The 24,482-nt window shown below is 66.0% G+C and carries 24 protein-coding genes; 7 read left to right on the top strand and 17 right to left on the bottom strand.

Going from position 1 to position 24,482, the window contains the following annotated elements:
* Nucleotides 1–428: 428 nt before the first annotated feature.
* The 17 genes from PARN5_RS21750 to PARN5_RS0106835 all read right to left on the bottom strand — a co-directional run bounded on the left by PARN5_RS21750 (nucleotide 429) and on the right by PARN5_RS0106835 (nucleotide 16,510).
* Nucleotides 429–1,028, bottom strand: a complete 600-nt coding sequence (locus PARN5_RS21750; protein WP_017999044.1) for a hypothetical protein — start codon at nucleotides 1,026–1,028, stop codon at nucleotides 429–431.
* Nucleotides 1,025–1,240, bottom strand: coding sequence for a hypothetical protein (locus PARN5_RS0106920; RefSeq protein WP_026155235.1), 216 nt, complete (start codon nucleotides 1,238–1,240; stop codon nucleotides 1,025–1,027). Before PARN5_RS0106920 ends, PARN5_RS21750 begins: the two co-directional genes overlap by 4 nt.
* Nucleotides 1,237–1,584: a hypothetical protein gene (locus tag PARN5_RS0106915; RefSeq protein WP_017999042.1), complete on the bottom strand. Its 348-nt coding sequence runs from the start codon at nucleotides 1,582–1,584 to the stop codon at nucleotides 1,237–1,239. The genes PARN5_RS0106920 and PARN5_RS0106915 overlap by 4 nt, the downstream gene beginning before the upstream one ends.
* Nucleotides 1,584–1,757, bottom strand: a complete 174-nt coding sequence (locus tag PARN5_RS24110) for a hypothetical protein (RefSeq protein WP_017999041.1) — start codon at nucleotides 1,755–1,757, stop codon at nucleotides 1,584–1,586. The genes PARN5_RS0106915 and PARN5_RS24110 overlap by 1 nt, the downstream gene beginning before the upstream one ends.
* On the bottom strand, nucleotides 1,757–2,113 hold the full coding sequence (locus tag PARN5_RS0106905; RefSeq protein WP_198289574.1) for a hypothetical protein: 357 nt from the start codon (nucleotides 2,111–2,113) through the stop codon (nucleotides 1,757–1,759). The genes PARN5_RS24110 and PARN5_RS0106905 overlap by 1 nt, the downstream gene beginning before the upstream one ends.
* Nucleotides 2,110–3,288: a hypothetical protein gene (locus tag PARN5_RS22835; protein WP_017999039.1), complete on the bottom strand. Its 1,179-nt coding sequence runs from the start codon at nucleotides 3,286–3,288 to the stop codon at nucleotides 2,110–2,112. Before PARN5_RS22835 ends, PARN5_RS0106905 begins: the two co-directional genes overlap by 4 nt.
* A gap of 21 nt (nucleotides 3,289–3,309) precedes the next feature.
* On the bottom strand, nucleotides 3,310–3,513 hold the full coding sequence (locus PARN5_RS0106895; protein ID WP_017999038.1) for a hypothetical protein: 204 nt from the start codon (nucleotides 3,511–3,513) through the stop codon (nucleotides 3,310–3,312).
* Between the two features lie 471 nt (nucleotides 3,514–3,984).
* Nucleotides 3,985–4,494 carry a hypothetical protein gene (locus tag PARN5_RS0106885; RefSeq protein ID WP_157403942.1) on the bottom strand — a complete coding sequence of 170 codons (510 nt, stop codon included), beginning with the start codon at nucleotides 4,492–4,494 and terminating at the stop codon, nucleotides 3,985–3,987.
* A complete protein-coding gene (locus PARN5_RS24105; RefSeq protein ID WP_157403941.1) occupies nucleotides 4,491–4,862 on the bottom strand; it encodes a helix-turn-helix domain-containing protein in 372 nt (123 codons plus the stop codon). The genes PARN5_RS0106885 and PARN5_RS24105 overlap by 4 nt, the downstream gene beginning before the upstream one ends.
* A gap of 228 nt (nucleotides 4,863–5,090) precedes the next feature.
* Nucleotides 5,091–7,016 carry a selenocysteine-specific translation elongation factor gene (selB, locus tag PARN5_RS0106875; RefSeq protein WP_017999034.1) on the bottom strand — a complete coding sequence of 642 codons (1,926 nt, stop codon included), beginning with the start codon at nucleotides 7,014–7,016 and terminating at the stop codon, nucleotides 5,091–5,093.
* On the bottom strand, nucleotides 7,013–8,344 hold the full coding sequence (selA, locus tag PARN5_RS0106870; RefSeq protein ID WP_017999033.1) for an L-seryl-tRNA(Sec) selenium transferase: 1,332 nt from the start codon (nucleotides 8,342–8,344) through the stop codon (nucleotides 7,013–7,015). Before selA ends, selB begins: the two co-directional genes overlap by 4 nt.
* Nucleotides 8,345–9,253: a formate dehydrogenase accessory protein FdhE gene (fdhE, locus tag PARN5_RS0106865; protein WP_026155234.1), complete on the bottom strand. Its 909-nt coding sequence runs from the start codon at nucleotides 9,251–9,253 to the stop codon at nucleotides 8,345–8,347.
* A 37-nt stretch (nucleotides 9,254–9,290) separates the two neighbouring features.
* A complete protein-coding gene (locus tag PARN5_RS0106860; RefSeq protein WP_026155233.1) occupies nucleotides 9,291–9,977 on the bottom strand; it encodes a formate dehydrogenase subunit gamma in 687 nt (228 codons plus the stop codon).
* Entirely contained in the window at nucleotides 9,977–10,960 is a 984-nt protein-coding gene (gene fdxH, locus PARN5_RS0106855) for a formate dehydrogenase subunit beta (RefSeq protein ID WP_017999030.1), read from the bottom strand. Before fdxH ends, PARN5_RS0106860 begins: the two co-directional genes overlap by 1 nt.
* The gene (gene fdnG, locus PARN5_RS0106850) at nucleotides 10,957–14,040 is read right to left on the bottom strand and encodes a formate dehydrogenase-N subunit alpha (protein ID WP_157403940.1); all 3,084 of its coding nucleotides are present in this window, start codon (nucleotides 14,038–14,040) and stop codon (nucleotides 10,957–10,959) included. The genes fdxH and fdnG overlap by 4 nt, the downstream gene beginning before the upstream one ends.
* A 155-nt stretch (nucleotides 14,041–14,195) precedes the next feature.
* Nucleotides 14,196–15,272 (bottom strand): hybrid-cluster NAD(P)-dependent oxidoreductase, encoded by a 1,077-nt coding sequence (locus PARN5_RS0106840; RefSeq protein WP_017999027.1) that lies wholly within the window; start codon nucleotides 15,270–15,272, stop codon nucleotides 14,196–14,198.
* Complete coding sequence (locus PARN5_RS0106835; RefSeq protein ID WP_017999026.1) at nucleotides 15,272–16,510, bottom strand: aromatic ring-hydroxylating dioxygenase subunit alpha; 1,239 nt, start codon at nucleotides 16,508–16,510, stop codon at nucleotides 15,272–15,274. Before PARN5_RS0106835 ends, PARN5_RS0106840 begins: the two co-directional genes overlap by 1 nt.
* Nucleotides 16,511–16,723: 213 nt before the next feature.
* Here PARN5_RS0106835 and PARN5_RS0106830 point away from each other — a divergent pair, with 213 nt between their 5' ends.
* The 7 genes from PARN5_RS0106830 to PARN5_RS0106800 all read left to right on the top strand — a co-directional run bounded on the left by PARN5_RS0106830 (nucleotide 16,724) and on the right by PARN5_RS0106800 (nucleotide 24,482).
* Nucleotides 16,724–17,746, top strand: a complete 1,023-nt coding sequence (locus tag PARN5_RS0106830; protein ID WP_026155231.1) for a TAXI family TRAP transporter solute-binding subunit — start codon at nucleotides 16,724–16,726, stop codon at nucleotides 17,744–17,746.
* 408 nt (nucleotides 17,747–18,154) lie between these two features.
* The gene (locus PARN5_RS0106825) at nucleotides 18,155–18,601 is read left to right on the top strand and encodes a CopD family protein (protein ID WP_017999024.1); all 447 of its coding nucleotides are present in this window, start codon (nucleotides 18,155–18,157) and stop codon (nucleotides 18,599–18,601) included.
* A 121-nt stretch (nucleotides 18,602–18,722) separates the two neighbouring features.
* Nucleotides 18,723–19,994 (top strand): transcription termination factor Rho, encoded by a 1,272-nt coding sequence (gene rho / locus PARN5_RS0106820; protein WP_017999023.1) that lies wholly within the window; start codon nucleotides 18,723–18,725, stop codon nucleotides 19,992–19,994.
* A gap of 16 nt (nucleotides 19,995–20,010) precedes the next feature.
* Nucleotides 20,011–21,267: a tRNA uridine-5-carboxymethylaminomethyl(34) synthesis GTPase MnmE gene (mnmE, locus tag PARN5_RS0106815; protein WP_026155230.1), complete on the top strand. Its 1,257-nt coding sequence runs from the start codon at nucleotides 20,011–20,013 to the stop codon at nucleotides 21,265–21,267.
* Nucleotides 21,268–21,275: 8 nt separating this feature from the next.
* Entirely contained in the window at nucleotides 21,276–23,135 is a 1,860-nt protein-coding gene (gene mnmG, locus PARN5_RS0106810) for a tRNA uridine-5-carboxymethylaminomethyl(34) synthesis enzyme MnmG (protein ID WP_026155229.1), read from the top strand.
* The gene (gene rsmG, locus PARN5_RS23380; RefSeq protein ID WP_081614942.1) at nucleotides 23,132–23,713 is read left to right on the top strand and encodes a 16S rRNA (guanine(527)-N(7))-methyltransferase RsmG; all 582 of its coding nucleotides are present in this window, start codon (nucleotides 23,132–23,134) and stop codon (nucleotides 23,711–23,713) included. Before mnmG ends, rsmG begins: the two co-directional genes overlap by 4 nt.
* The gene (locus PARN5_RS0106800) at nucleotides 23,706–24,482 is read left to right on the top strand and encodes a ParA family protein (protein WP_017999019.1); all 777 of its coding nucleotides are present in this window, start codon (nucleotides 23,706–23,708) and stop codon (nucleotides 24,480–24,482) included. The genes rsmG and PARN5_RS0106800 overlap by 8 nt, the downstream gene beginning before the upstream one ends.

Here is a 24,482-nt window from a genome sequence, read left to right as displayed (position 1 = left end):
TCGCAATGATCCGCCCTCAAAGCGAGGATGAAGGACGTTCGCGCTCTGCCCGGCGCGGATGTCGTCCACCGCCGGTGGAACACCTCTGGCAAGCTGGCCGGGGTCTGACGCCCTCACATTGATGACGTCCCCCAATGGGGAGTGTGGTAGAGATGCAACATCCTGCATTGCAGGTTGAACAACCCGGCGCGCACGTCCGCCAATGGCAGGTGTGCCATGGCACGCCGCTGGCGCAAAGAGAAAGCCCCGGCCAGCATGTGCTGCACCGGGGCTGTGGCGCCGCGCCGACAAGGCCACGGCCGCGCCATGTCGGGGTTATGGGGCACTCGCCGACTTGCCCGGTTGCTTCGGCCCATGGATAAAAGCCAGGCGCATCCCGCCCCGTCTGCCCGGCGCGCCCCATGAACAGCGCGCCGGGTATCCCGATGCTATTCCCCGGCTGAAGGCTTGTTCCGCTGGCTGGCACGCCACTTCAGATCATGCAGGAAGTTCCGGATGAATATTTCCGTGGCCTTCGGGAAGATTTCATCCTCGATGATCGGGTCCACCACATCCTTGATCTCGACGTTCTGACCGACAATCGGCAAACGCGCACGACCCTTGCGGCGGAACATTCCGGCATGCGTCTGTCCTGGCATGGTTGCCAGGAATCGGCCCTTATATTCTCTGCCTTGAAAGCTCACGCCTTTGCCGGTTTGTACGGGCCGGCCCTTGAAGGCCGAGACCGGCATCCTGGACAGCCCGAACCACAAGCCAATCACCTGTTCGGCGTCCTTGCCCTTGGCCCGTACCTTCATGGTTTTCAGCCGTTTGCGCAGGTCCATTGCGCGGCGCAGCTGAAGTTCGGGAACCAGGCGCTTGGATGACATGACGCGCAAGGCGCTGGCGGTGCGGCGCAGTGCTTTGGATAGGGACGCGCCGACCTCCTCCTTGGTACTTTTCAGCTCATCAATCACCATCTTGACCTGGCGGAGATCGACCTCGATGGAAACCTGCGGGCCGGGAATACGGCGGCTCCATCGGCTCATTGGCGCCGCTCCGGGTCCAAGAGCGGGATCGTCACGCCCGGCGCGGGCTTGGCGCGGCCGTTGGCGATCAGGTGCCGCGCAGTCGCCCAGTCCACGCTGATGCGCTCGCCGGCAAGGCGGGCCTGACCATGCAGGATGATCCCTGCCCGCGGTGCGGGGCGCAGGGGCGAGGCTGGCCGGTGCTGGCCGATGATCTCGATTTCGAACATCATTTGCGCGCATCCGGGTTGAAGCGGGGCAGCCTGACGCCCTCGGCCAGACGGGCACGGCCGCGCGCGACCAGGTCATGCGCGACGGCCCAGCCGGCCTCGACCGTGTCGCCGTCAAAGCAGGCCCTGCCATCGACCATGACAGCCTGCCCGCGTTTCGGTTTCAGCACCGGCTCGATCTCGATCCTGCCGCGCGGGATAGCAAGGCCGCGCTCGACCAGGGCCACGGCCGTGGCAAGGTCAACCTCGACCCTCTGGCCGTCCTGCAACGCGCGCCCGTCCACGATGATGGAAGGCGCAACCTGGGCGGCTTCCCCGATGATCGTCAGCTGATAGCGTGTCGCCATCACAGCACTCCTTTGGAAAACGGCCAGCCGATCAGCCAGCCCTTGCGCGCCAGCCGCCGAACCCGGCGGGCGCTGGGGTTCTTGCCCTTGGGCGGGGGTGTATTCTCGACCGCCAGCGCGGCCGTGGGCTTGGCGAGGCGGCGCAGAGACGCGGGCAGCGGCTTGCGCGCCATCACCAGTCCCAGACCCAGCTGCGCCGGGGTTGCCCGCGCTGCAGGCTCGCAATGGCCGCGTCGCCCACCGCCGCCTCGATCAGCTGCGCGGCGCGGAAGCACTGGGCGGGCGTCAGCTCGGGCCAGGCATCCGAAATGCGGTCGGCAGCCTTGTCCAGATCGACCCAGCGGAACCGGCCCAGCGCCGGCGCCGTCACATGGATGATCGGGCTGCCCTCGGCATCCGGGCGGTTGGCGTTGCGGATGCTTGCCGCCTGCACCACAGCCACGACCTCGGCCGGCAGCATGTTCCCCGGCGCCGCGGGTGCGGGCCGATGCGCGCCGCGGGGGCTGAACCAGTCCCGCAGGCCCATCACGGCATCTCCGGAGTAAAGCGCCAGGCAAAGCCCGGATCGGGCAGGACAGCCTTCATCGCGCACCAGCAGGTGGCAGTCAGGCTGCCATCCACGGCGGTGCGATCGATCAGCAGCCGGATATCGCCGCCGATGGCCAGACCAAAGCGATCGAAAGCGCCGATCACCGTCCGCGCGGCAGCGGCACACAGCTCGGCCGGGATCGAATGCACGAACAGCTGGCCGGGCTGGTCGCCATAGCCCGGGCCGAAATCCGACCCGCTCACCGGCTCATCGGTGCCGACGATGGCGCGCAGTTCGTGAAAGCGCACGCCCTTGGCCGCGGCAGCGCCCAGGCTGAACGTCCCCGGATCAGCCGCCAGGATCGCGCCCAGAAGCTCGGCATCGGCCGCCTGGGCCAGACCCAGCGTGATGGAATGCAGCAGAGCGGCCAGCAACTCGCCGTCGTTGCGATCTTTCTGTTCGCGCCGGGTCAGCGAGACCCGGATCGCATAGTTTTTCAGATCGTCGGGCCTTTCGATCCGTGCGCCGGCCAGAATTGTATCGAGCGGGATCAGCGGGGCCGTGCCGGGGTTTTCCGGATCATCGTCGCCATCCGGGTCCGTCACCACCGCGAAGGGCGCGGCCCGCACCACCTCGAGGCCCATGGGCACCACCTGCAGCGCGGGCACGCCGGTGCCGGTCTCGATGACGCGGCCCTTGGGCTCGATCAGCAGTCGCGCGCCGGCTTGGAAGGTGCGGGCATGGGTCAGCAGGCTTTCGGCCAGGGTCATGGCCTCGCTGGGCTGGTTGCCCGCGGGGGCATCGAAGACGGGCAGATGGTCAGTTCCGATATTCAGATGAACCATGCGCGCTGCGGGCATCGGAATACGCATGATGCGGTCGAGGTCGCCGCCCGGCGCATGCTCGGCAAACGGCAGCGCGCGGCGCGCCTGCGCGACGGCATCGGTGAGCCGCTCCATAGCCGGGGTATCCGCGACCTGGCCGGCATGCCCCGAGGCCGCCGCCGGCGTTGACGGGCCAAGCGACTGGACGCGGCTGGCTTCCTCATGCGCCAGGCGCAGCAGGTGCATGGCCGCGCTTTCGGCGGGCTGCTGGTTGCGGGTCAGGTATTGCCCGACGACGCTGCGATTGCGGCTCTGGCTGCGGTCGAAGGGGGCATTGTTCTTGAAACTCATGGCGGTTCCTAGCTGGAAAAATCAGCGAGCGCGGCGCGGCTGCATGGGCGGCTTGGCCCCGTCGCAGGGCGAGGCCGGCAGCCCCCGGCGCAGGACGGCGGCGATAACGGAAGCGAGCGACACCTTCGGCAGCCCGGTTTCAGCCGCGATCCGCTCGCGTTCTGCCTCGACGCGTTGCGCGGTCTCGCCGTCGATCTCGATGGTGGTTTTCAGGCGCGGCAGCATGGCAAAGCCTTTCCTTGTGGTGGCTTACCGGACGTTACGGGGGTATCCCGTGCCGTTCCTCTGGCGGGATTTCATGGGGGGGTCGTCTGCGGGCAATCCAGCCATCGACCGACGCCGGGTCAGCCATATGAAAAATCAAAGGATATTCCCGGTCAAGCAGCAGGTCCACATTGGCCACGGCGGCACCCCAGGAAGTAATAAAAAAGTGCCGCCCGAAAGGGCACGCACATGCGAATATTTGCGGGGATACGCCCCTCGCATGGCGTGGGGGCCTCGGAAGAACCTACGAAAAGGGGGGGTGCCAGGCGTCCCCCAGCCCCGGCGGCGTGATCGTCCAGCCTGCAATGCAGGACGTGCCGCGCAAGGCCATCGGCGGCGTCTGCTCTCTGCCGCGCGCCAGCTCCAGCGCCGCAAACCCGACCGCCACAGGGCAGGTCGGGGGCTTTTCGCTGCGGCCGGCAGCGCCAGCGCTCATGTCGACACCCCGGCGCGCCGCAGATCGGCCGGTGCAACCAGACCCTTTTCGAGCATGTGCCGCGCCAACGCCGGGCTGATGGCCGAGGACGGGACATATCCTCCGCCGGCCACCTTCGGCGCCCACAACGCGGCCAACCCGTCCAGATCGACCTTGCCCGAGTTCGCGGCCATCGGAACCGCCTCGCCTCTGCCCGGCTGCCTGCGCGTCGCCGGCGTCAGCGGAACCTTGCTCGCCTCGAGGCTCGCGCTCAAGCGCTGCATCTCGGGGGTGAAATAGGCCAGGCAGTGAATTTGCCTGTCGCCTTTCCGGGCTATGACCACGCGGATCTGCTCGCAAACCAGCTCTTCGGTGATATGCGGCAGCTTAAGCCAGCCCCGTGCTTCAGCCATATCCGCCGGCCCGCCAAGCGCCGTCGCCTCTGCCGGGTCCAGCCCCATCGCCTCGAGGATCATTCCCCAAAAATGGTCTGGCTCGCGCACGCGGTCATCATCATCTTGGTTCAAGGACGGTTCAAGGACGGTTTGGGTCCCGCTCTGGGACCCCATGAGGTCCCGCTCTGGGACGGGTCGGGTGAAGCATTGATGCTGGGGAGGTTTCGGATGGCGTCGAGGTTCATATCGTAATTTACCGTCGCGCCGTTGCGGCAAGGGCGGTGGCCGGACACGATCAGTATGCCCTCTGCGACGAATTCGTTGACGACGCGGATGACGGTCGAACGACCAAGCTCGGTCTCATCGGCGATTGTCTTCTTCGACGCCCATATGCCGCGGCCGTAGTCGTCGGCGCAGTCGGCGAAATAGGCCAGGACTGCCTTGCGGGCCGATGATCCGGCGCGGCGTTCATAGACGAGGGTGGCAACCTTTCGGCTCATTCCGCACCCTCCCCGAGGATGCGGTCCCGCAGGTCGCGATAGTCATTCGGGATCCATGGGCCGAGGCCGTCAGGCGACCGCCGATCAGAAGGCAGACCGTCGCAACATTCACGATGCGTTCTGGAAAGGTTCCAGCCGCTTCCGCAACTTTCCACGCCTGCAATTTCTGGTTTTTCGGGCGGATTTGAAGTCCGGCCGCCCCACCGGGGACGCTTCTCTTCCCTGCGTTCACATATCGGGCCCGTCCGGCTGGAACAGGTCGATCCGATGCGGATTGATGCGACGAAGATCGCCCCGGCGCAAGGTCAGACCCAGCCGGTCGAAGAAATCCAGGATCTGGATCGCCACCTTGCGGCCGTTCTGGACCCGGTCGCGAAAGGCGGGGGCGGTGAACCAGCCGTCCGGGGCCTGCGCCGCGACATCGCGGATGATGGCGACCATCTCGATCGTGGTGGCGCGGGCGAAGAAATGGTCATGCGCGATCTGGTCGAGGCGGCCCTGGCGTGCGGCCATGCGCAGGATGCGGCGGATCTCGGCCTCGTCGGCGCCGATTTCGGTGGCGAAGTCGCGGACGCGGGGCGGGCGGAACCGTTCGTCGCCGTCCAGGCTCGGCAGGATCCGGGCCAGCAGCGCCTCGTCCTGGTCCGAAAGCCGGGGCAGGTGGCCGGACAGGCGGACGAAGGCGCCGTCGAGCGCGATGCGGCCGGCCTCGGCCTCGGCGCGCAGAAGGGCGGTGAAATCGGGGCGCGACAGGCGGGGATGCACGGCCAGGCGCAGGCGCTCGCGGCCCAGGCCTTGCAGGTCGGCATTCTCGGCGTGGAAGGCGGTGAGCTGGGCGGTGACCCCTTGGCGCAGCGCGTCGAGCAGGTCGGGCGACAGCGCCTGCCGGGTGCCGGGGATCACGGCGGCGCCCGAAGCGGCCACGGCCTGGGCCAGACCCGGCGGCGCCAGCGCGCGGTCGCGGGCGAAGGCGTCGAGGTCCACCGCGCCATGCCGCGCCATGGCGGCCAGGGCCTCGGCCGGGTTGGGCAGGGCCATGGCGGCGAGCTGCGCCAGCCGCTCGGGGCGCGAGCGGTGGCGGGCGGGCGGGCGCAGGTCGATCAGGCTGCCGCCGCCGATGGTGCGCCGGGCCGAGGTATCGCGCAGGATGAAACGCTCGCCGAAGGCTGCGGCGACGGGGCGGTCCAGCACGATCTGCGCCAGCCCGGTCTCGCCCGGACCCAGCGGGCCTTGCAGCGGCACGATGCGGGCGCCGGTCTCGGCCGCGCCGAGGTGCAGGCGGGCGGGAAACCAGCTGGCCAGCGGCTTCGGCTCGCTGGCAAGCACGCGCAGGGTCGCGTCGATGCGCTGCGTCGGCGCGTGCAGCACCGGGTCCAGCGCCAGGTCGCCGCGGTGGATCGCCTCGCGCGTGATCGCCTCGCCGGCAAGGTTCAGGGCGCAGCGCTGGCCGGCAAGCCCCTGATCCGCCTTGCGGTTCTGCGCATGGATGCCGCGCACCCGCGCCGGCAGGCCCGAGGGGCTGAGCATCACCTGGTCCCCGGTCGCCACCCGGCCCGAGAGCACGGTGCCGGTGACGACGGTGCCGGCCCCGGCCAGGGTGAAGCTGCGGTCGATGGCCATGCGGAAGCGGTCGCCGGTGGCGCGGGCGGCCGTCTCGGCCTCGGCCCGGGCCAGGGCCTCGCGCAAGGCGGGGATGCCGGCGCCGGTCAGCGCGGAGACCGGGAAGACCGGCGCGCCGTCAAGCCCGGTCGGGGCCAGCAATTCGACGATCTCGGCGCTCAGCGCGGCCAGCCGGTCGGGCTCGGCCAGGTCGGATTTGGTCAGCGCGACCATGCCGCGTCGGATGCCCAGCAGGTCGAGGATGGCCAGATGCTCGCGGGTTTGCGGCATGATGCCGTCATCGGCGGCGACGACCAGCAGCGCCAGGTCGATGCCGCCGGCGCCGGCCAGCATGGTATGGACGAATTTCTCGTGTCCCGGCACATCCACGAAGCCGGTGACTGTGCCCGCACCCAGGTCGGCATAGGCGAAGCCCAGGTCGATGGTGATGCCGCGGGCCTTTTCCTCGGCCAGGCGGTCGGCGTCGGTGCCGGTCAGCGCCTTGACCAGCGCCGTCTTGCCATGGTCGATATGGCCGGCCGTCCCGACGATCATGCCAGGGCTTGGGTCAGCGCCGCGTCATCGGGCAGGCAGCGCAGGTCGAGGATCAGCGCGCCGTCATGGATGCGGCCGATGATCGGGGTGGCAAGGCCCCGCAGCCTTTCGGCCAGCGCCTCGGGACGCGGGGTCAGGGCGAGGCCGGCGCTGGGGATGGTGTCGGTCGGCAGCGCGCCCGAGCCGATCTGGCTGGCGCAGGGGGTCACGGTCACGGTGCAGCCGAGCGCGCGCGCGACCATCGGCACCAGCCGTTCGGCCTGGGCCCGGATCTCGGCCAGCGGGCGCGAGAGCAGGCGCAGGGTCGGCAGCCGCTCGGCCAGCCGGTCGGGGTCGCGGTAGAGCCGCAGCGTCGCCTCGGTCGCGGCGATGCGGATCTTGTCCATGCGCAGGGCGCGTTTCAGCGGGTTCCTGTTGATCGCGGCGATGATCTCGCGCCGGCCGACGATGAAACCCGCCTGCGGCCCGCCCAGCAGCTTGTCGCCCGAGAAGGTGACGGCATCGGCGCCCTCGGCCACCGCCTCGGCCACGGTCGGCTCGGGCGCGAGGCCCCAGCGGCGCAGATCCACCAGCGTGCCCGAGCCGAGGTCGTTGACCATGGGCAGGCCCGCCTGATGCGCGATCTGCGCCAGTTCGGGGGCCGGCACCTGCTTGGTGAAACCCTCGATGCGGTAGTTCGAGGTATGGACCTTCATCAACAGGCCGGTCTCGGCGGTGATGGCCTCGCGGTAGTCCCTGGCATGGGTGCGGTTGGTGGTGCCGACCTCGCGCAGCCGGCAGCCGGCCTGTTCCATGATCGCGGGCATACGGAAGGCGCCGCCGATCTCGATCAGTTCCCCGCGCGAGACCACGGCCTCGCGGCCCCGCGCCAGCGTGTTCAGCACGATCAGCACCGCCGAGGCGTTGTTGTTGACCACGGTGGCATCCTCGGCCCCGGTCAGTTCGCACAAAAGCCCGCGCAGGTGGCTGTCGCGTTCGCCGCGCCCGCCTGTGTCGAGATCGTATTCCAGCGCCGCGGGGGCGCGCATGGCGGCCACTGCGGCCTCGATCGCGGCATCGGCCAGCAGGGCACGGCCAAGGTTGGTATGCAACACGGTGCCGGTCAGGTTCAGCACCGGGCGCAGCCGGGATTGCGCCAGCCGCGCCAGCCGGGCTTGCGCCAGCGCCAGGATCGCCGCCGCATCGGGCAGCGGATCGGGCCGGGCCTCGCGGATCGCGGCCAGTTCGGCGCGCAAGGCATCAGTGACCTGCGCCCGGCCATGCTCTTCGATCAGCGCCCCGCAATCGGTCAGCAGCCGGTCGACCGAGGGCAGGTCACGCAGCGACATTCAGAACCCCGCCAGGAAGGGGTCGAAGCCGCCGCGCCGCCATTCCGTGTCGCGCATCATCAGGTCGAGACCAAGGCTCGCCACGTCGTCTGCTACAACTTCCAGGGTCGGGTTCTTGTTCTGATACAAGATCTTGACCCACTGACCGCATTCCCGGCAGCATTCGGCCTTGACCGTGGCCTCTTCGGTCTCGACCGAGCGATAGGTGATGCCCTTGGTCGAGCCGCAGCAGGTGCATTTCACCCGCACCTCGTTCCACAGCACCTGGCAGGTGGCGCAGGCGCAATAGCGCGCGCCCTCGGCACCGATGTTTTCGGTGACGAGGCTGGCGACGGGGCGGCCGCCGCAGGCCGGACAGGTGCCGGTGCGGATCGCCACCAGCCTGTCGCCGGGCAGGGCGGCGGCATGCAGGCTGGCCACGACCTGCAAGGCGGCGGCGGCAAAGACATGCGGGGCGACGCTGTCGGCGGGGATGCTGTCCGAGAGCACGTTGCCGATGACCCAGTCGCGGTCCGCATCCTCGGCCGCTTCCAGGGCGGCCAGCGCCAGCCGGGCGGGCTCGGGCATCTCGACGGCTTCCAGCCTGGGCAGCAGGGCGGCCAGCGCCTGGGCCAGCGGCGCGCGCAGCGCCTGGCGGTCCAGGGGCGGCATGCGGGCGGCGCGGGCCTGCTCGATGGTCGCATCGGGCAGGGGCGCGGGGGCGGGCAGCTCGGCGGCCAGCTGGGCCTGCGCCCGGCAGATCGCCGCCAGGAAGCGCAGATAGGGCGCCAGGTTGGCATTATGCCCGGCCAGGAAATCGAAACGCCCGGCGCGGGCGGCAAACAGCGCCTGCGGATCGGGCAGATGCACCAGCGGCACCCGGGCGATGCCGCCGATCATGGAAGGGTCGGGTTTCAGGCTTGCAGTCATGGCTTCCCTTGCGCGGGCCGGGACGGCCGGGCTGGCCCTACTCTGCCGGGCCGCGCCGCTCGCGTCCAGCCAGTTCCCGCAGCCATTTGCGGTGGTGCTTCCAGGCCCAGCCGCCGGTGACGGTGCCGCGCGTCATGGCGCGCAGCGTGCCGCGGGTCCAGAACGCCGCATAGACGTGCAGGATGAAGACCAGGATGATCGCCACCGCCGCCAGCGAATGCACCAGCATGGCCCAGCGGCGCACCGGGATCGAGACCAGCTGCGGAAAATATTGCTCCCACACCATCACGCCCGAGACGATCAGCACCACGATCAGCGCCGACATGCCCCAGAAGATGAACTTCTGCCCGGCATTGTACTTGCCCAGCTCGGGCAGCTTTTCCTCGTCGCCCTTGAGCAGGTCGCCGATGTTCTCGACCCAGGTCACGTCCTCGGCGCGCGGCAGGTTCAGGCGCCAGAGCTGCAGGAACAGGATGAAGAAGCTGAAGAACAGCAGGATGCCGACGAAGGGGTGCAGCCAGCGCGTGGCTTGGCCGCCGCCGAAAAGCCCGGTCAGGAAGAACAGCGCCGGGTGGAACAGCGCCATGCCCGACAGCAGCAGCACGATCAGGCTGCCGGCGGTCACCCAGTGGTTGGCGCGGGTAAAGCCGCGATAGCGGCTGACCGTCACCGGAGCGGTGGTTTCGATATGGTCGCCGGGTTGGGAAAAGATGCGCTTTGCCATCATGTCCTCTCGGGCGGGGGGTTGGGATCGACCAGTTCCTCGGCCTCGTGCTCGTCCTCGGCGCTGACGGTATTGGCGCGGCCCAGAAGCCCGTGCAGCACCGAGCCGACCGCGGCAAGGCCGATGGCGGCCAGGCCCAGCGTCTTGGTGACGCCCTTCCAGCCCTCGACCACGGGCGAGATGCGCGGGTTCTCGGGCAGGTTGGAATAAAGCGCCGGCTTGTCGGCATGGTGCAGCACATAGAACACATGCGTGCCGCCGACGCCCTCGGGGTCGTAGATGCCGGCGTTTTCATAGCCGCGGGACTTCAGGTCGGCCACGCGCTCTTCGGCATGGGCGATCATGTCCTCCTTGTGGCCGAAGACGATGGCCTGGGTCGGGCAGGCCTTGGCGCAGGCCGGTCCCTGTCCCACCGCCACCCGGTCGGAACAGAGCGTGCATTTGTAGCTGACATGGGTCTTCTGGCTGATGCGCGGGATGTTGAACGGGCAGCCGGTCACGCAATAGCCGCAGCCGATGCAGTTCTCGTGGATGAAATCGACGATGCCGTTCGAATATTGCACGATGGCGCCCGGAGCCGGGCAGGCCTTGAGGCAGCCGGGATCGACGCAATGCATGCAGCCGTCCTTGCGGATCAGCCATTCGAAATCGCCGGTCTCGGGGTTCTCGTATTCGGAAAACCGCATCAGCGTGAACATCTCGGGCGTCAGGTCGTGGGGGTTCTCATAGACGCCGGTGTTGTGCTCGATCTCGGGATGGGTGTCGTTCCATTCGGCGCAGGCCGACTGGCAGGCCTTGCAGCCGATGCATTTGCTGACGTCGATCAGCTTCGCCACCGGCGTCAGCTCGCGCGTGGGCGGAGCCAGGTCGGGCATGGCCGAGGCGCGGATCACGTCGCCCGCGCCCAGGTTCGCCGGCATCGGCTGGATCGGCGGATTGGCGACCGCGGTGCGCGGGCTGTCAAGCTTGGGGTCCGTGGTCATGACACCGCCTCCCCGGTTGCCGGTTCGATGTTGACGAGGAAGGCCTTGAATTCAGGCGTTTCCACATTGGCGTCGCCGACGAAGGGCGTCAGGCTGTTCGGCCCCCAGCCCTTGCGCGCCGCACCGACGAAGCCCCAATGCAGCGGGATGCCGACGACATAGACGGTCTTGTCGCCGCATTGCAGCGGCTTCAGCCGCTTCGTCACCAGCGCCTTGGCCTTGACCGAACCGCGCTTGGACCAGACCCGCACCCAGCCGCCCCGGGTGATGCCCTTCAGCGCCGCCAGTTCCTCGCTGATCTCGACGAAGAATTCGGGCTGGAGTGCCGCGTTGATGCGGTTGTTCTTGGTCCAGTAGTGGAAATGCTCGGTCAGCCGGTAGGAGGTGGCGACGAAGGGGAATTCGTCGCTGGTGGCGAATTGCTCGGCATCGTCGACAAAGACCCGCGCCACCGGATTGCCCCGCATCTCGGGGTTGAAGACGTTGGCGATGGGGCTTTCGAACGGCTCCATATGGGTCGGGAAGGGCCCGTCGCGCATCATGCCGCGGGTGAACAGCCGCGAGGTGCCCTCCTGGTTCATGATGAAGGGGCCGACCTCGCCGGGTTTCGAGGTGGGGGCGATGTCGGGCACGTCGTAGCCGGCCCATTTCTCGCCGTCCCATTCCATCAGCTTGCGGCTGGCATCCCAGGGCTTGCCCTGCAGGTCGGCCGAGGCGCGGTTGTAGAGGATGCGCCGGTTCAGCGGCCAGGCATAGGTCCAGTTCGGGAACAGGCCGACGTCGTCGGGGTCGCCGTTGTCGCGCCGGGCCATCATGTTGCCCTGTTCGGTCCAGGAGCCCGAGAAGATCCAGCAGGCGCCCATGGTCGAGCCGTCGTCGCGATACTGGCTGAAGTTCGCCAGAAGCTTGCCCGCCGGCGTCAGCAGCTTGGCGGTGTCCTGAATGTCGTGGACATCGGCCAGCGCCCGGCCGTTCATCTCTTTCGCCAGTTCCTCGGCCGTCGGTTCCTCGGGGTTGGCATAGTCCCAGGTCAGGTTCAGGATCGGCTCTGGCAGGATGCCGCCCTCGTCCTGGTAAAGTTTCCTGACGCGCTGGAAGATCTGCGACATGATCCAGGTGTCGCGTTTCGACTGGCCCGGCGGCGTGCCCGCCGCCCAGTGCCATTGCAGCCAGCGCCCCGAGTTCACCAGCGAACCGTCGTCTTCGGCAAAGCAGGTGGTGGGCAGCTGGATCACCTCGGTCTGGATCGCGGCGGTGTCCACGTCGTTGTGTTCGCCGTGGTTTTCCCAGAAGCGGGCGGTCTCGGTCTCCAGCGGGTCCATGACGACCAGCAGCTTCAGCTTGCCGAAGGCCTCGGTCAGCTTGCCGCGGTTGGGGAAGGCCAGAAGCGGGTTGAAGCCCTGGCAGAAGTAGTTGTTGACCTTGCCCGCCTTCATCAGCTCGAACATGCGCAGCACGTCATAGGTCGGCACGTCCAGCTTGGGCAGCCAATGATAGGCCCATTCGTTCCCGGCCGTGGCGGCATCGCCCCACATCGCCTTCATGAAGCTGACGAAGAACTTGGAATAGTTCTGCCAATAGCTGGTCTGGCCCGGCCGCAGCGGCTTGAAGGAACGGCTGGACATATAGGTCGCCAGGTCCGGCTCCGCCTCGGTCGGGATGTTCATGTAGCCGGGCAGCAGGTTCGACATCAGCCCGATATCGGTCAGGCCCTGGATGTTCGAATGCCCGCGCAAGGCGTTCATGCCGCCGCCGCGCACGCCGATATTGCCCAGCACCAGTTGCAGCATCGCCATGCCGCGGATGTTCTGCGCGCCCTTGGAATGCTGGGTCCAGCCCAGGGCATACATCGAGGTCATGGCCTTGTCGGGCGCCGCGCATTCGCCGATCATCTGCGCGATATGCAGGAAACGGTCCTTGGGCGTGCCGCAGACCTGCTCGACCAGCTCGGGCGTATAGCGCGAGACATGCTCTTTCAGCAGGTTCCAGACACAGCGCGGGTTCTCCAGCGTCATGTCGACCTGGGCGAAGCCGTCCTCGCCGATGACGTAATCCCAGCTCGACTTGTCATAGTCGCGCTTTTCGGGGTCGTAGCCCGAGAACAGCCCGTCGCTCCAGCCGAACTCGTCCTTCACGATGAAGGGCGCGTTGGTGAAGTTCCGGACATAGTCCCACTGGACCCTGTCGTTCTGGATCATCCAGTTGATCAGCGCCATCAGGAAGGTGATGTCCGAGCCGGGTCGGATCGGCGCGTAATAATCGGACACCGAGGCCGTGCGCGTGAACCGCGGGTCCACGACGATCAGCTTGGCGCCGCGCCGCGCCTTGGCTTCGGTCACCCATTTGAAGCCGCAGGGATGGGCTTCGGCAGCATTCCCGCCCATCACGATCACCAGGTCGGTGTTCTTGATGTCGGTCCAGGGGTTGGTCATCGCTCCGCGGCCAAATGTCGGGCCCAAACTGGACACCGTGGGGCCGTGTCAGACGCGCGCCTGGTTGTCGAATCCGACGATCCCCATGGCGCGCACCGTCTTGTAGGTCAGCCATGCGGTTTCATTGGTGGTGGCCGAGGCGGCCAGGAAGCCCGTGGTGGTCCAGCGGTTGACCGGCACGCCGAGGTCGTTCGTCAGCACCATGTTGGCGTCGCGGTCGTCCTTCAGCGCGCGGGCGATCTTGTCCAGCGCCTCGTCCCAGCTGATCTCCTCGAAAGCGGCGGCGCCGGGGCGGCGGATGCGGGGCGCGGTCAGGCGGGTCTCGGAATGGACGATGTCCTTCAGCGCCGCGCCTTTCGGGCAAAGCGTGCCGCGGTTGGTCGGGTGGTCGGCGTCGCCCTCGATATGGGTGATGACGGCCTGTTCGCCGGCCGCCACGTCGCCCTTGGAATAGATCAGGATGCCGCAGGCGACCGAGCAATAGGTGCAGGTGTTGCGCGTCTCGGTCATCGAGGCCAGCTTGAAGGCACGCACATGCGCCTGCTCCGCCGCCTCTGCCTCGCCAAAGCCCATGGCTCCCAGCGAGGTTGCCGCGACACCCGCGCCGGCCAGCTTCAGAAAGCCACGCCGCGAGAGGTCGATGTTCATCGCGCCCTCCTTTGCCTGTCGTAGAGATAGGTACGGGATCAGGATTGCGCGGTATGGTAGTGCTGTCAAGCGCAAGCACCGAAAGGCACGCCCCACCGGGGGCGCGCCTTCAACCGATCGTCATTCGTTATGCTTTAATGAACACAACGTCAAGCTCAGACTTCGACGGCGATGGCGCCCATCGGATGCGAGCAGCAGGCCAGGATATAGCCTGCCTCGATGTCGTCGTCGGTGATGCCGCCGTTGTGGACCATATGCACCTCGCCCGAGGTCTTCCTGATCTTGCAGGTGCCGCACAGGCCGAAGGTGCAGCCCGAGGGGATGTTCAGCCCGTTCGCCTTGGCCACCGCCAGCACGGTGTCGGTCTCGGCGCATTTCGCGGTGATGCCCGAGGCGGCAAAGGTGATCTGCGCGCCGGCGGCATCGTCCAGCACCACGTCGTCCAGCACCGGAGCCTCGGATTCGTTGCGGACCGGGGCGCCGAAACTTTCCTGGTGATAGCGGTCCATGTCGAAGCCAAGCGCGATCAGCATGTCGCGCACCGCCTGCATGAAGGGCTCGGGGCCGCAGCAGAACACCTCGCGCTCCAGATAGTCGGGCGCCATCAGGCCCAGCATGATCTGGTTCAGCCGGCCGCGATAGCCGTGCCAGGTGCGGAACGGGTCGCCCTCCTCGACCGTGAAGCGCAGCTGCAGGCCGGGCACGCGGTCGGCCATGCCTTCCAGGCGCTGGCGGAAGATGATCTCGCTGGGGGTGCGGGCGGCGTGGACGAAGACGATGTCCGGCATCTCGCCCGAATCCCAGGCCCAGGTGGTCATGGACATCATCGGCGTGATGCCGGACCCGGCCGAGATCATCAGGTATTTCGGCGCCTCGTGCCGCACGAAGGTAAAGATGCCGGCCGGGCCGAAGGCTTTCAGCCGCATCCCCGGCCGCAGGTGGTCCAGCATCCAGCGCGTGCCGATGCTGCCCGCCTGCGCCTTGACCGTGACCGAGATCGACAGCGGCCGCGAGGGCGATGAGCTGATCGTGTAGGTGCGCTGCACGTTGCCGCCGGGCACCGGCAGGTCCAGCGTGACGAACTGCCCCGGCTGATAGTCGAAATAGGCCCCCGAGGGCGCGCGAAAGGTGAATGTGGCGGTGTCCGATGTCTCGGGCACCACCATCACGCATTCCAGCGGCTCGTCGTCCTTCCAGGGCCGGTCGCCGAATGCCTTGACCAGGACCGCCATTATTCCGCTGCCATCGCCGGGGTGGGGGACAGGCGGCCGATCATGGTGTCGGCATACCAGTCGATGAACTGCACCACGCCCTCTTCCTGGATCGAGGAATAGGGGCCGGGCTCATAGGCCGGCGACAGGATGCCCTTCTGGTTTTCCTCGACGACCTGGCGGTCCTCGTCATTGGTGTTGATCCAGACGGTGGTCAGATCCTCGATATTGTAGTCCACGCCTTCGACCGCGTCCTTGTGCACCAGCCAGTTCGTGGTGACCTGGGTTTCGGTCGGGCTGATCGGCAGCACGCGGAAGACGATGGCATGGTCGGCCAGGAAGTGGTTCCAAGTGTTCGGATAATGGAAGAACAGCAGGCTGCCGGCGTCGTTGAAGGGCATGCTGCCCATGCGCTTCTTGACCGCGGCCTTGGTGCTCATGGTGTAGCTTTCGGCGTTGTTCAGCAGCGGGATGCGGGCCAGGCGCCATTGCATCTTGGGGTGGTTGACGAAGCGCGAGGGCAGGCCGGCCTCTTCGCAGCGCTTCCAATGCGCCAGGATGTCGGGGCTGGCGCTGTCGGGGCCCTCCATCGCGGTCATGCGCGGGTTGTCGGAATAGGTCCGGCAGAGCGAGGGGTGGCTGCCGCCGCAGTGATAGCATTCGCGGTTGTTCTCGATCACCAGCTTCCAGTTGCCGTTCTCGATGATGGTCGAGGAATGGGCCACCTTGGCATCGGCCAGCGCACTGGGCGCCAGATAGCTCATCAGCTGCTTGGCCACATCGGCGATCGCGGGCGGCACCTCGGCCAGGCAGATGAAGACCATGCCGTTCAGGTCCACGCAATGCACCGGCTTCAGCCCGAATTTCGAGGCGTCGAAATCGTCGCCCATGTCGCGGGCATAGAGCAGCTTGCCGTCCAGCTCGTAGGTCCACTGGTGATAGGGGCAGACCAGTTTCGGGGTCGAGCCGTTCGGCTTGGAGCACAGGCGCTGGCCGCGGTGGCGGCAGACGTTGTGGAAGGCCCGCACCTTGCCGTCGCCGCCGCGCACGATCAGCACCGGATAGGCGCCGACCTGCATGGTGGCATAGTTGCCGGTCTTGGGAATCTCGCAGGCCGGAACGGCGAACAGCCATTCCTTGTACCAGATCTGCGCGAGGTCGGTCTGGAAAACGCCCTCGTCGCAGTAAAGATCGCGGGTCAGCGCGAAGTTCTTCTGGCGGTTGGCGAGTTGGTTCAGGATCTCGACTGTGTTCAGCATGGCTTGATTCCGCTGGCTATGGGGACGTGCTGTTCCGAGGAATGCACCCGTTTTCGCCGCCAGCGCTCATCAAATGCGACGCATGGATGACGGAAACGGATCACGCCGCGCGCGATTTCGTGCGCGGCCCCCGAAAGCCCCGGCGGGCCGGGTTGCCAGCCCCGGCGGCGCGGCGCAAGCTTGGCGCGGGGATCCGGGCGAAAAGGACGGGCCATGCGGCGCAGGACAGGGTTGGGAATCGTCGCCGCGCTGGCGCTGCTTCTGGCCGGCACCGCGCTGGCGCAGCAGGCGGCCGACAATCCGGGGCCGTCGTTCTTTCGCATCGGCACCGGCAGCACGGCCGGCACCTATTATCCCATCGGCGGATTGCTGGCCCAGGCGATTTCGGCGCCGCCGGGGGCAAGGGCCTGCGCCGAGCCGGGCGAATGCGGCGTGCCGGGGCTGGTCGCCTCGGCCCTGGCCTCGACCGGATCGGTGGCGAATGCCGAGGCGGTGCAGGACGGTGCGCTGGAATCGGGCTTCGTCCAGGGCGATGTTGCCGCCTGGGCCTATTCCGGCGGCGGGATCTGGCAGGACAGGCCCAAGGCCGACGAGCTGCGCGCCATCGCCAATCTTTATCCCGAGGCCATCCATCTGGTCGTGCGCGACGGCGCACAGATCGAATCGGTCGCCGACCTGCGCGGCAAGCGGGTGTCGCTGGACGAGCCCGGCTCGGGCACGCTGGTCGACGCGCGGGCCATCCTGGCCGGGGCCGGGCTGTCCGAACGGGACATTTCGCCCCTCTACCTGACGCTGGACAAGGCCGGCGCGGCGATGCAGCAGGGCCAGCTTGACGCGCTGTTCTTCGTCGGCGGCTATCCGGCCGGCGCCATCGCGGAGCTCGCCAGCCAGCAACCGGTCCGCATCCTGCCCATCGACGGCGCGCTGGCCCAGAAACTGATGGAGGAGCACGGTTTCCTGGCCCGCGCCACGATCCCCGCCGGCACCTATGACGGACAGGAGGCCGAAGTCGCGACGATCAGCGTCGGCGCGCAATGGATCACCTCGGCCGACCAGCCCGAGGCGCTGATCCACGACATCACCCGGGCGCTGTGGAGCGCGCGCAGCCGCCGGCTGCTGGACACCGGCCATGCCCGGGGGCGCGACATCGCGCCCGACCGCGCGTTGCAGGGCATCGGCATCCCGCTGCATCCCGGCGCCACGCGCTATTACCGCGAGACCGGCCTGCTGAAGTAAAGGCCCGCGCGGGCCGTCCGGCATAACCCTGTGGATAAGCTGCCCCGACTCACCCGGCATGGATTGTGGAGATCCGGCCTGCCGCGCCGGCCTGTGCATGACCCCGCCGCGGCCCGCGTGAACGAAACGGGTTTGTCCCCATGTCGAAAACCGCCGGATCGCCGTCAACAGCCTGTGGACAAGAAAATCTTTCACAAACTTATCCACAGAGGTCTTTGCCGCAATGCTTTGATTTTAATTATATAATTCCTTAACGAAAGGTTAACGGGATTTTTCTCCCCAAGCGGCTGCGGCTGGGGAGATCTGCCGTGGAACAGCGCAATCCCGTCATCCACAGGCCCAACAACAACATCATCTTTCTTTATCTTCTTTCTTTTTTGTTAGAGGAGATGGCCCCGGAGGTGCCCGATGACCGATTTCCTGTCCCTCGCTTACCCTTGGGTGAAGGCGCTGCATGTCATGGCGGTGATTTCCTGGATGGCCGGGCTGTTCTACCTGCCCAGGCTCTTCGTCTATCATGCGGAACGCGGCCAGAACGGCGCAGAGCCAGCGCAATCCTTCACGATCATGGAGCAGAAGCTGCTGCGGATGATCATGAACCCGGCCATGGTGGTCAGTTGGCTGGCCGGGCTGGCGCTGGTCATGACGCCCGGCATCGTGGATTGGAGCATGGTCTGGCCCTGGACCAAGGCGGCGGGCGTGCTGGGCATGACCTGGTTTCACATGTGGCTGGCCGGGCAGCGCAAGGCGCTGCTGTCCGGGCGCGGGCTGAGCGGGCGCCGCTACCGGATGATGAACGAGGTGCCGACGCTGCTGATGGCGCTGATCGTGCTCTCGGTGATCGTGAAGTTCTGAAGAATTGACTCGCGGCCGCATTCTGCCTATGTGAGCGCTGTCCGCCGTCCGGCGGAATCTTTCCAGACACAGTTTTTCGCGCGGCCGGCTCGATGCCGGCGCTTGCGCGCATAGGCGAGACATGACCGAAGAACGTCTTAACCTGTCCGATCTCAAGGCCAAGAGCCCGGCCGACCTGCTGTCGATGGCCGAGGAATGGGAGATCGAGAACGCCTCGACCATGCGCAAGGGCGAGATGATGTTCTCGATCCTCAAGGAGCATGCCGAAGAAGGTTACGACATCGGCGGCGACGGCGTCCTGGAAGTGGTGCAGGACGGTTTCGGCTTCCTGCGCTCGACCGAGGCGAACTATCTGCCTGGTCCCGACGACATCTATGTCAGCCCCGACATGATCCGCCAGCACGCGCTGCGCACCGGCGACACTGTCGAGGGCGTGATCCGCGCGCCGGGCGAGAACGAGCGCTACTTCGCCCTGACCAAGGTCGAGCGGATCAATTTCGAGGATCCGGAAAAGGCGCGCCACAAGGTCGCCTTCGACAACCTGACGCCGCTTTATCCGAACGAGCGTCTGAAGATGGAAATCGAGGATCCGACGATCAAGGATCGCTCGGCCCGGATCATCGACCTGGTGGCGCCGATCGGCAAGGGCCAGCGCTCGCTGATCGTGGCGCCGCCGCGGACCGGCAAGACCGTGCTGCTGCAGAACATCGCGCATTCGATCGCCAACAACCATCCGGAGTGCTATCTGATCGTGCTGCTGATCGACGAGCGGCCGGAAGAAGTGACCGACATGCAGCGCTCGGTCAAGGGCGAGGTGGTTTCCTCGACCTTCGACGAACCGGCCAGCCGGCACGTCGCCGTGTCCGAGATGGTGATCGAAAAGGCCAAGCGCCTGGTCGAGCACAAGCGAGATGTGGTGATCCTGCTTGATTCGATCACCAGGCTTGGTAGGGCCTTCAATACCGTGGTGCCGAGCTCGGGCAAGGTGCTAACTGGTGGTGTCGATGCCAACGCCTTGCAGCGTCCGAAGCGGTTCTTCGGCGCGGCGCGGAATATCGAGGAAGGCGGCTCGCTGACCATCATTGCCACGGCGCTGATCGACACCGGCTCGCGCATGGACGAGGTGATCTTCGAGGAATTCAAGGGCACCGGCAACAGCGAGATCGTGCTGGACCGCAAGGTCGCCGACAAGCGCGTGTTCCCGGCCATGGACATCCTGAAATCCGGCACCCGGAAAGAGGAACTTCTGGTCGATTCCAAGGACTTGCAGAAGACCTACCTGCTGCGCCGCATCCTGAACCCGATGGGCACCACGGATGCGATCGAGTTCCTGATCTCGAAGCTGAAGCAGACCAAGACCAACAGCGAATTCTTCGATTCGATGAACGCCTGACGGCGCGGAGGATGCGGTGGACACGATCTTTGCCGAGGCGACGCCTCCCGGCCGGGGGGGCGTTTCCGTTGTTCGTCTGAGCGGTCCGCAGGCGCGATCCGCGGTGGAATCGCTTGCCGGTCCGCTGGCGCAACCGCGCCTGGCCGTTTTACGGCCATTGCGGGACGGGGACGATCTGATCGACCGCGCCTTGGTGATCTGGTTTGCGGAAGGCCACAGCTTCACCGGTGAAGAGGTCGCGGAACTGCATCTGCATGGCGCGCCGGTCATTGCGAACCGATTGACCGAGGCCCTGTTGCAACGCGGCCTTCGGCGCGCCGACCCCGGCGAGTTCACCCGGCGGGCCTTCCTGAACGGACGGATGGATCTGGCCGAGGCCGAAGGTCTGGCGGACTTGCTTTCTGCCGAAACCGAGGCGCAACGCCGCTTGGCCATGCGCGCCACCGAGGGCGAGCTGAGCAAAAAGGCGGATAGCCTGCGAGCCAGCTTGATCCGCGCCGGCGCCCTGGTCGAGGCCAGCATCGACTTTGCCGATGAGGAGGTTCCGGACGACATTCCCGACGAGGTGTTTCAAATCGTCGAGGCGGTCCAGACGGAAATCCGGCAGATGCTGGCTCGCTATCCCGCAACCGAGCGCTTGCGGCAAGGATATGAAGTGGCGATCATCGGGCCTCCGAATGCCGGGAAATCGACGCTGCTCAACCGGATCGGGCAGAGAGACGTCGCGCTGGTGTCGGATATTGCTGGAACGACGCGCGATATTCTTGAACTGCGCACCGACCTTCGCGGCCTGCCGGTCACATTTCTGGATACGGCCGGGCTGCGCGAAAGCCAGGATGTCATCGAGGCCATGGGCATTTCCCGTGCCAGAGCCCGCGCCGAGGCCGCGGACCTGCGCATCCATCTTTCGCCGGAAGGAATGACGAGCGAAATTTTGGGGCCGGATGACCTTGTGGTGCGCTCAAAGAGCGATCTTTCACGGGCTGAGGGGCTGTCAATCTCTGCAGTGACCGGGGAAGGGGTCGCAGAACTTCTCGACCTAGTTTATGATCGGTTGCGAATCCGGGCGGCTGATTCCGGCTTGATCAGTCACAAACGTCAGGCGGAAGCGCTGGAGCGCGCTCTTGATGCGCTTCAGCTGCCCATGCGGTCGCCTGAGTTCGTTGCCGAATCGCTTCGGCAGGCCATTCAAGCCCTGGCGGCGATGATTGGCCGGATCGGCGCGGAAGATTATCTGGACGAGATCTTCAGCTCGTTCTGCATCGGAAAGTAGGGTTTCACGTGAAACAATTCGATGTCGTAGTAATTGGTGGCGGCCATGCCGGGGTCGAGGCGGCAATGGCTTCGGCCCGCATGGGCGCGGAGACGGCGCTGGTTACGCTGCGCCTGGAAGACCTTGGCACGATGTCTTGCAATCCGGCGATCGGCGGTCTGGGCAAGGGCCATCTGGTGCGTGAAGTGGACGCGCTGGACGGCGTCATGGGCCGACTGGCTGATGCTGCCGGGATCCAGTTTCGCTTGCTGAACCGCCGCAAGGGGCCGGCGGTGCAAGGCCCGCGCGCTCAGGCGGATCGCCAACTTTACCGTTCTGCCGCCCAGGCGGTTGTGATCTCGCAGCCCAATCTTTCGCTTGTCACGGGCGAGGTGGCCGAGTTGCTGCATGAGAAAGGGCAGATTCACGGTGTCCGGCTGGCCGACGGCAGAGAACTCGCCGCCCGGCAAGTGGTGCTGACGACAGGAACATTCCTGAATGGGCTCATCCATATCGGCGATGTAACGCGCCAAGCAGGCCGCTGGGGCGATCCGGCTTCGCAATCCCTTGCCGCCTCGCTTCGCCCGCTGAATTTGCCTTTGGGGCGCCTGAAGACTGGCACGCCACCAAGGCTCGAACGGCACAGCATCGACTGGGATATTCTCGAGCAGCAGCCCGGGGACGAAGAGCCGGTCGTATTCTCCTATTTGAACAGCGGCCCGCAAGTGCGGCAGATCAGTTGCTCGATTACCCATACCAACGCCGGGACGCACCGGATCATACAGGATAATCTGAGCCGCTCTGCGATGTATGGCGGCCGCATCGACGGGGTTGGGCCGCGCTATTGCCCTTCAATCGAGGATAAGGTCGTCCGCTTCGCCGACAAGGAATCTCACCAGATTTTTCTGGAGCCTGAGGGCTTGGACAGTCACCTCGTCTATCCCAACGGCATTTCGACCTCGTTGCCTGAGGAAGTCCAGCTGGCTTATGTCCGCTCCATTCGGGGGCTTGAGGACGCAGTCATCGCGCAGCCCGGTTATGCCGTCGAATATGACTATGTCGACCCCCGCGCCTTGACGCCGAGTTTGCAAGTCAGATCGCTGGCCGGTCTGTTCTTGGCAGGACAGATCAACGGTACGACGGGATATGAGGAAGCCGCGGCACAGGGGCTCGTCGCCGGATTGAATGCGGCCCTGCTTGCGCAAGGCCGGCCGGCCCAGGTCTTCAGTCGTTCGCAAAGCTACATCGGCGTCATGATCGACGATCTGGTGACACGCGGGGTCAGCGAACCCTATCGCATGTTTACGTCCCGGGCCGAGTTCAGACTTTCCCTGCGCGCGGATAATGCCGACCAGCGCCTTACGCCGTTGGGACTGGAGATCGGCTGCGTCGGACAGGTCCGACGCGACGCCTTCACCGAAAAGATGCGGCGGTATTCTGCGGCGCGAACCCGTGCCGAAGCTGTCAGCTTCACGCCCACCGAATTGGCGCGGTTGGGCCTGGAGGTTCGGCGTGATGGAGCCCGGCGCAGTGTGTTTGCCTTGCTCGCGCAGCAGGAGTTTTCGACAGAGCAGGTTATGCAGCTGGATGAACAGCTTGCGCGCGAAGACCGGAGCATCCTCATGCAATTGGCAACCGACGCGCTGTATCAGCAATATACGCAGCGGCAGGAACGTGACGCAGAGATGCTTCGCAAGGAGGAAGCCGTGCGCATCCCGGAGAATTTCGACTATGCCGCGATTTCTGGGCTTTCCAACGAACTCAAGGCGAAGCTGCAACTTTTCCGCCCGCAAACCTTAGCGGCAGCGGGACATATCGAGGGGATGACGCCCGCCGCCTTGACGCTCATTCTAGCGCTCGTTCGGGCCGAGCAGCGGCGCAGTGCATGACTGTTTCACGTGAAACAGAGCGCCTTGAGGCGTTCGCGGGACTGCTCAGAAAGTGGAATCCGGCTATCAATCTGATCGCGCCGAGCACGGTGGATCAGCTCGAATCCAGACACATCGCCGATGCGCTTCAACTCGCGCGCCTTTCGCGACCGACGGATGGCCTCTGGCTGGATCTCGGGTCTGGTGGCGGCCTGCCAGGCTTGGTCCTTGCCATTGCACATCCCGAGAGTCCGGTGCGGCTGCTTGAAAGCGACCGCCGAAAAGCGGCATTTCTGCGCAACGCGATTCGAGAACTGGCGCTTGGGCATGCTGACGTGATTTGTCAGCGCATCGAAGTGACTGACGGGCAGAATGCCGCGAATATCAGTGCGCGGGCGCTTGCCCCGCTGCCCCAGCTCATGGCATATGTGGATCGGCATCTTTTGCCACAGGGGACGGCTTGGCTGATGAAGGGCCGGAATTGGCAGAAGGAAGTCGCTGAAGCTCGTCAAGCCTGGAGTTTCGACATGAAGGCGCATCAAAGCAGCACTGATCCAGATGCTGCCATTCTGGAGATCACGGGAATCCGCCATGTCTGAAGCTCGCATCGTCGCGGTGGCAAACCAGAAGGGTGGGGTCGGCAAGACCACCACCGCGATCAACCTGGGGGCTGCCTTGGCCGAGCAGGGCCAAAGGGTGATTATCATCGACCTTGACCCGCAAGGAAATGCCTCTACCGGTCTCGGCGTTCCATTGGAAGAGCGCCAGACCAATGCCTATGATCTGCTGTCCGGCGAGCAGGATCTGGCGCAGACGCTGCAGGACACGGATATCAACAATCTGCGTATCGTGCCGTCGAACCATGATCTCGCCTCGGCCGATTTCCAGCTTTCCAGCCGCCCGGGCCGCACCCAGCTTTTGCGTCGCAAACTGTCGCAAGCCACTGGATTCGATTACATTCTTATTGATTGCCCGCCGGCACTGGGTCTGCTGACCGTGAACGCCATGGTGGCCGCCGACAGCGTGTTGGTGCCCCTTCAGGCCGAGTTCTATGCATTGGAGGGTCTCTCGCAGCTGTTGATGACTGTGCGCGAAGTCAGGCAAGCGGCCAATCCCGATCTGCGGATCGAGGGCATCTTGCTGACCATGTCAGACAGTCGCAACAACCTCTCGCAGCAGGTCGAGGCGGACGCCCGCAGCACATTGTCCGGCCTGGTCTACAAGACCGTCATCCCGCGGAACGTGCGCCTGTCCGAGGCGCCGTCGCATGCCATGCCGGTCTTGCAATACGATCCGCATTCCAAGGGCAGCGCCGCCTATCGCGAACTCGCCAAGGAATTTCTGTCTCGTCAACTCGCCACGGCCTAG

Origin of the sequence: Paracoccus sp. N5 (assembly GCF_000371965.1) — a bacterium.
GTDB lineage: Bacteria > Pseudomonadota > Alphaproteobacteria > Rhodobacterales > Rhodobacteraceae > Paracoccus.
Note: the sequence above shows the minus strand (reverse complement) of the source record. Positions and strands in the feature narration are given on the sequence as shown.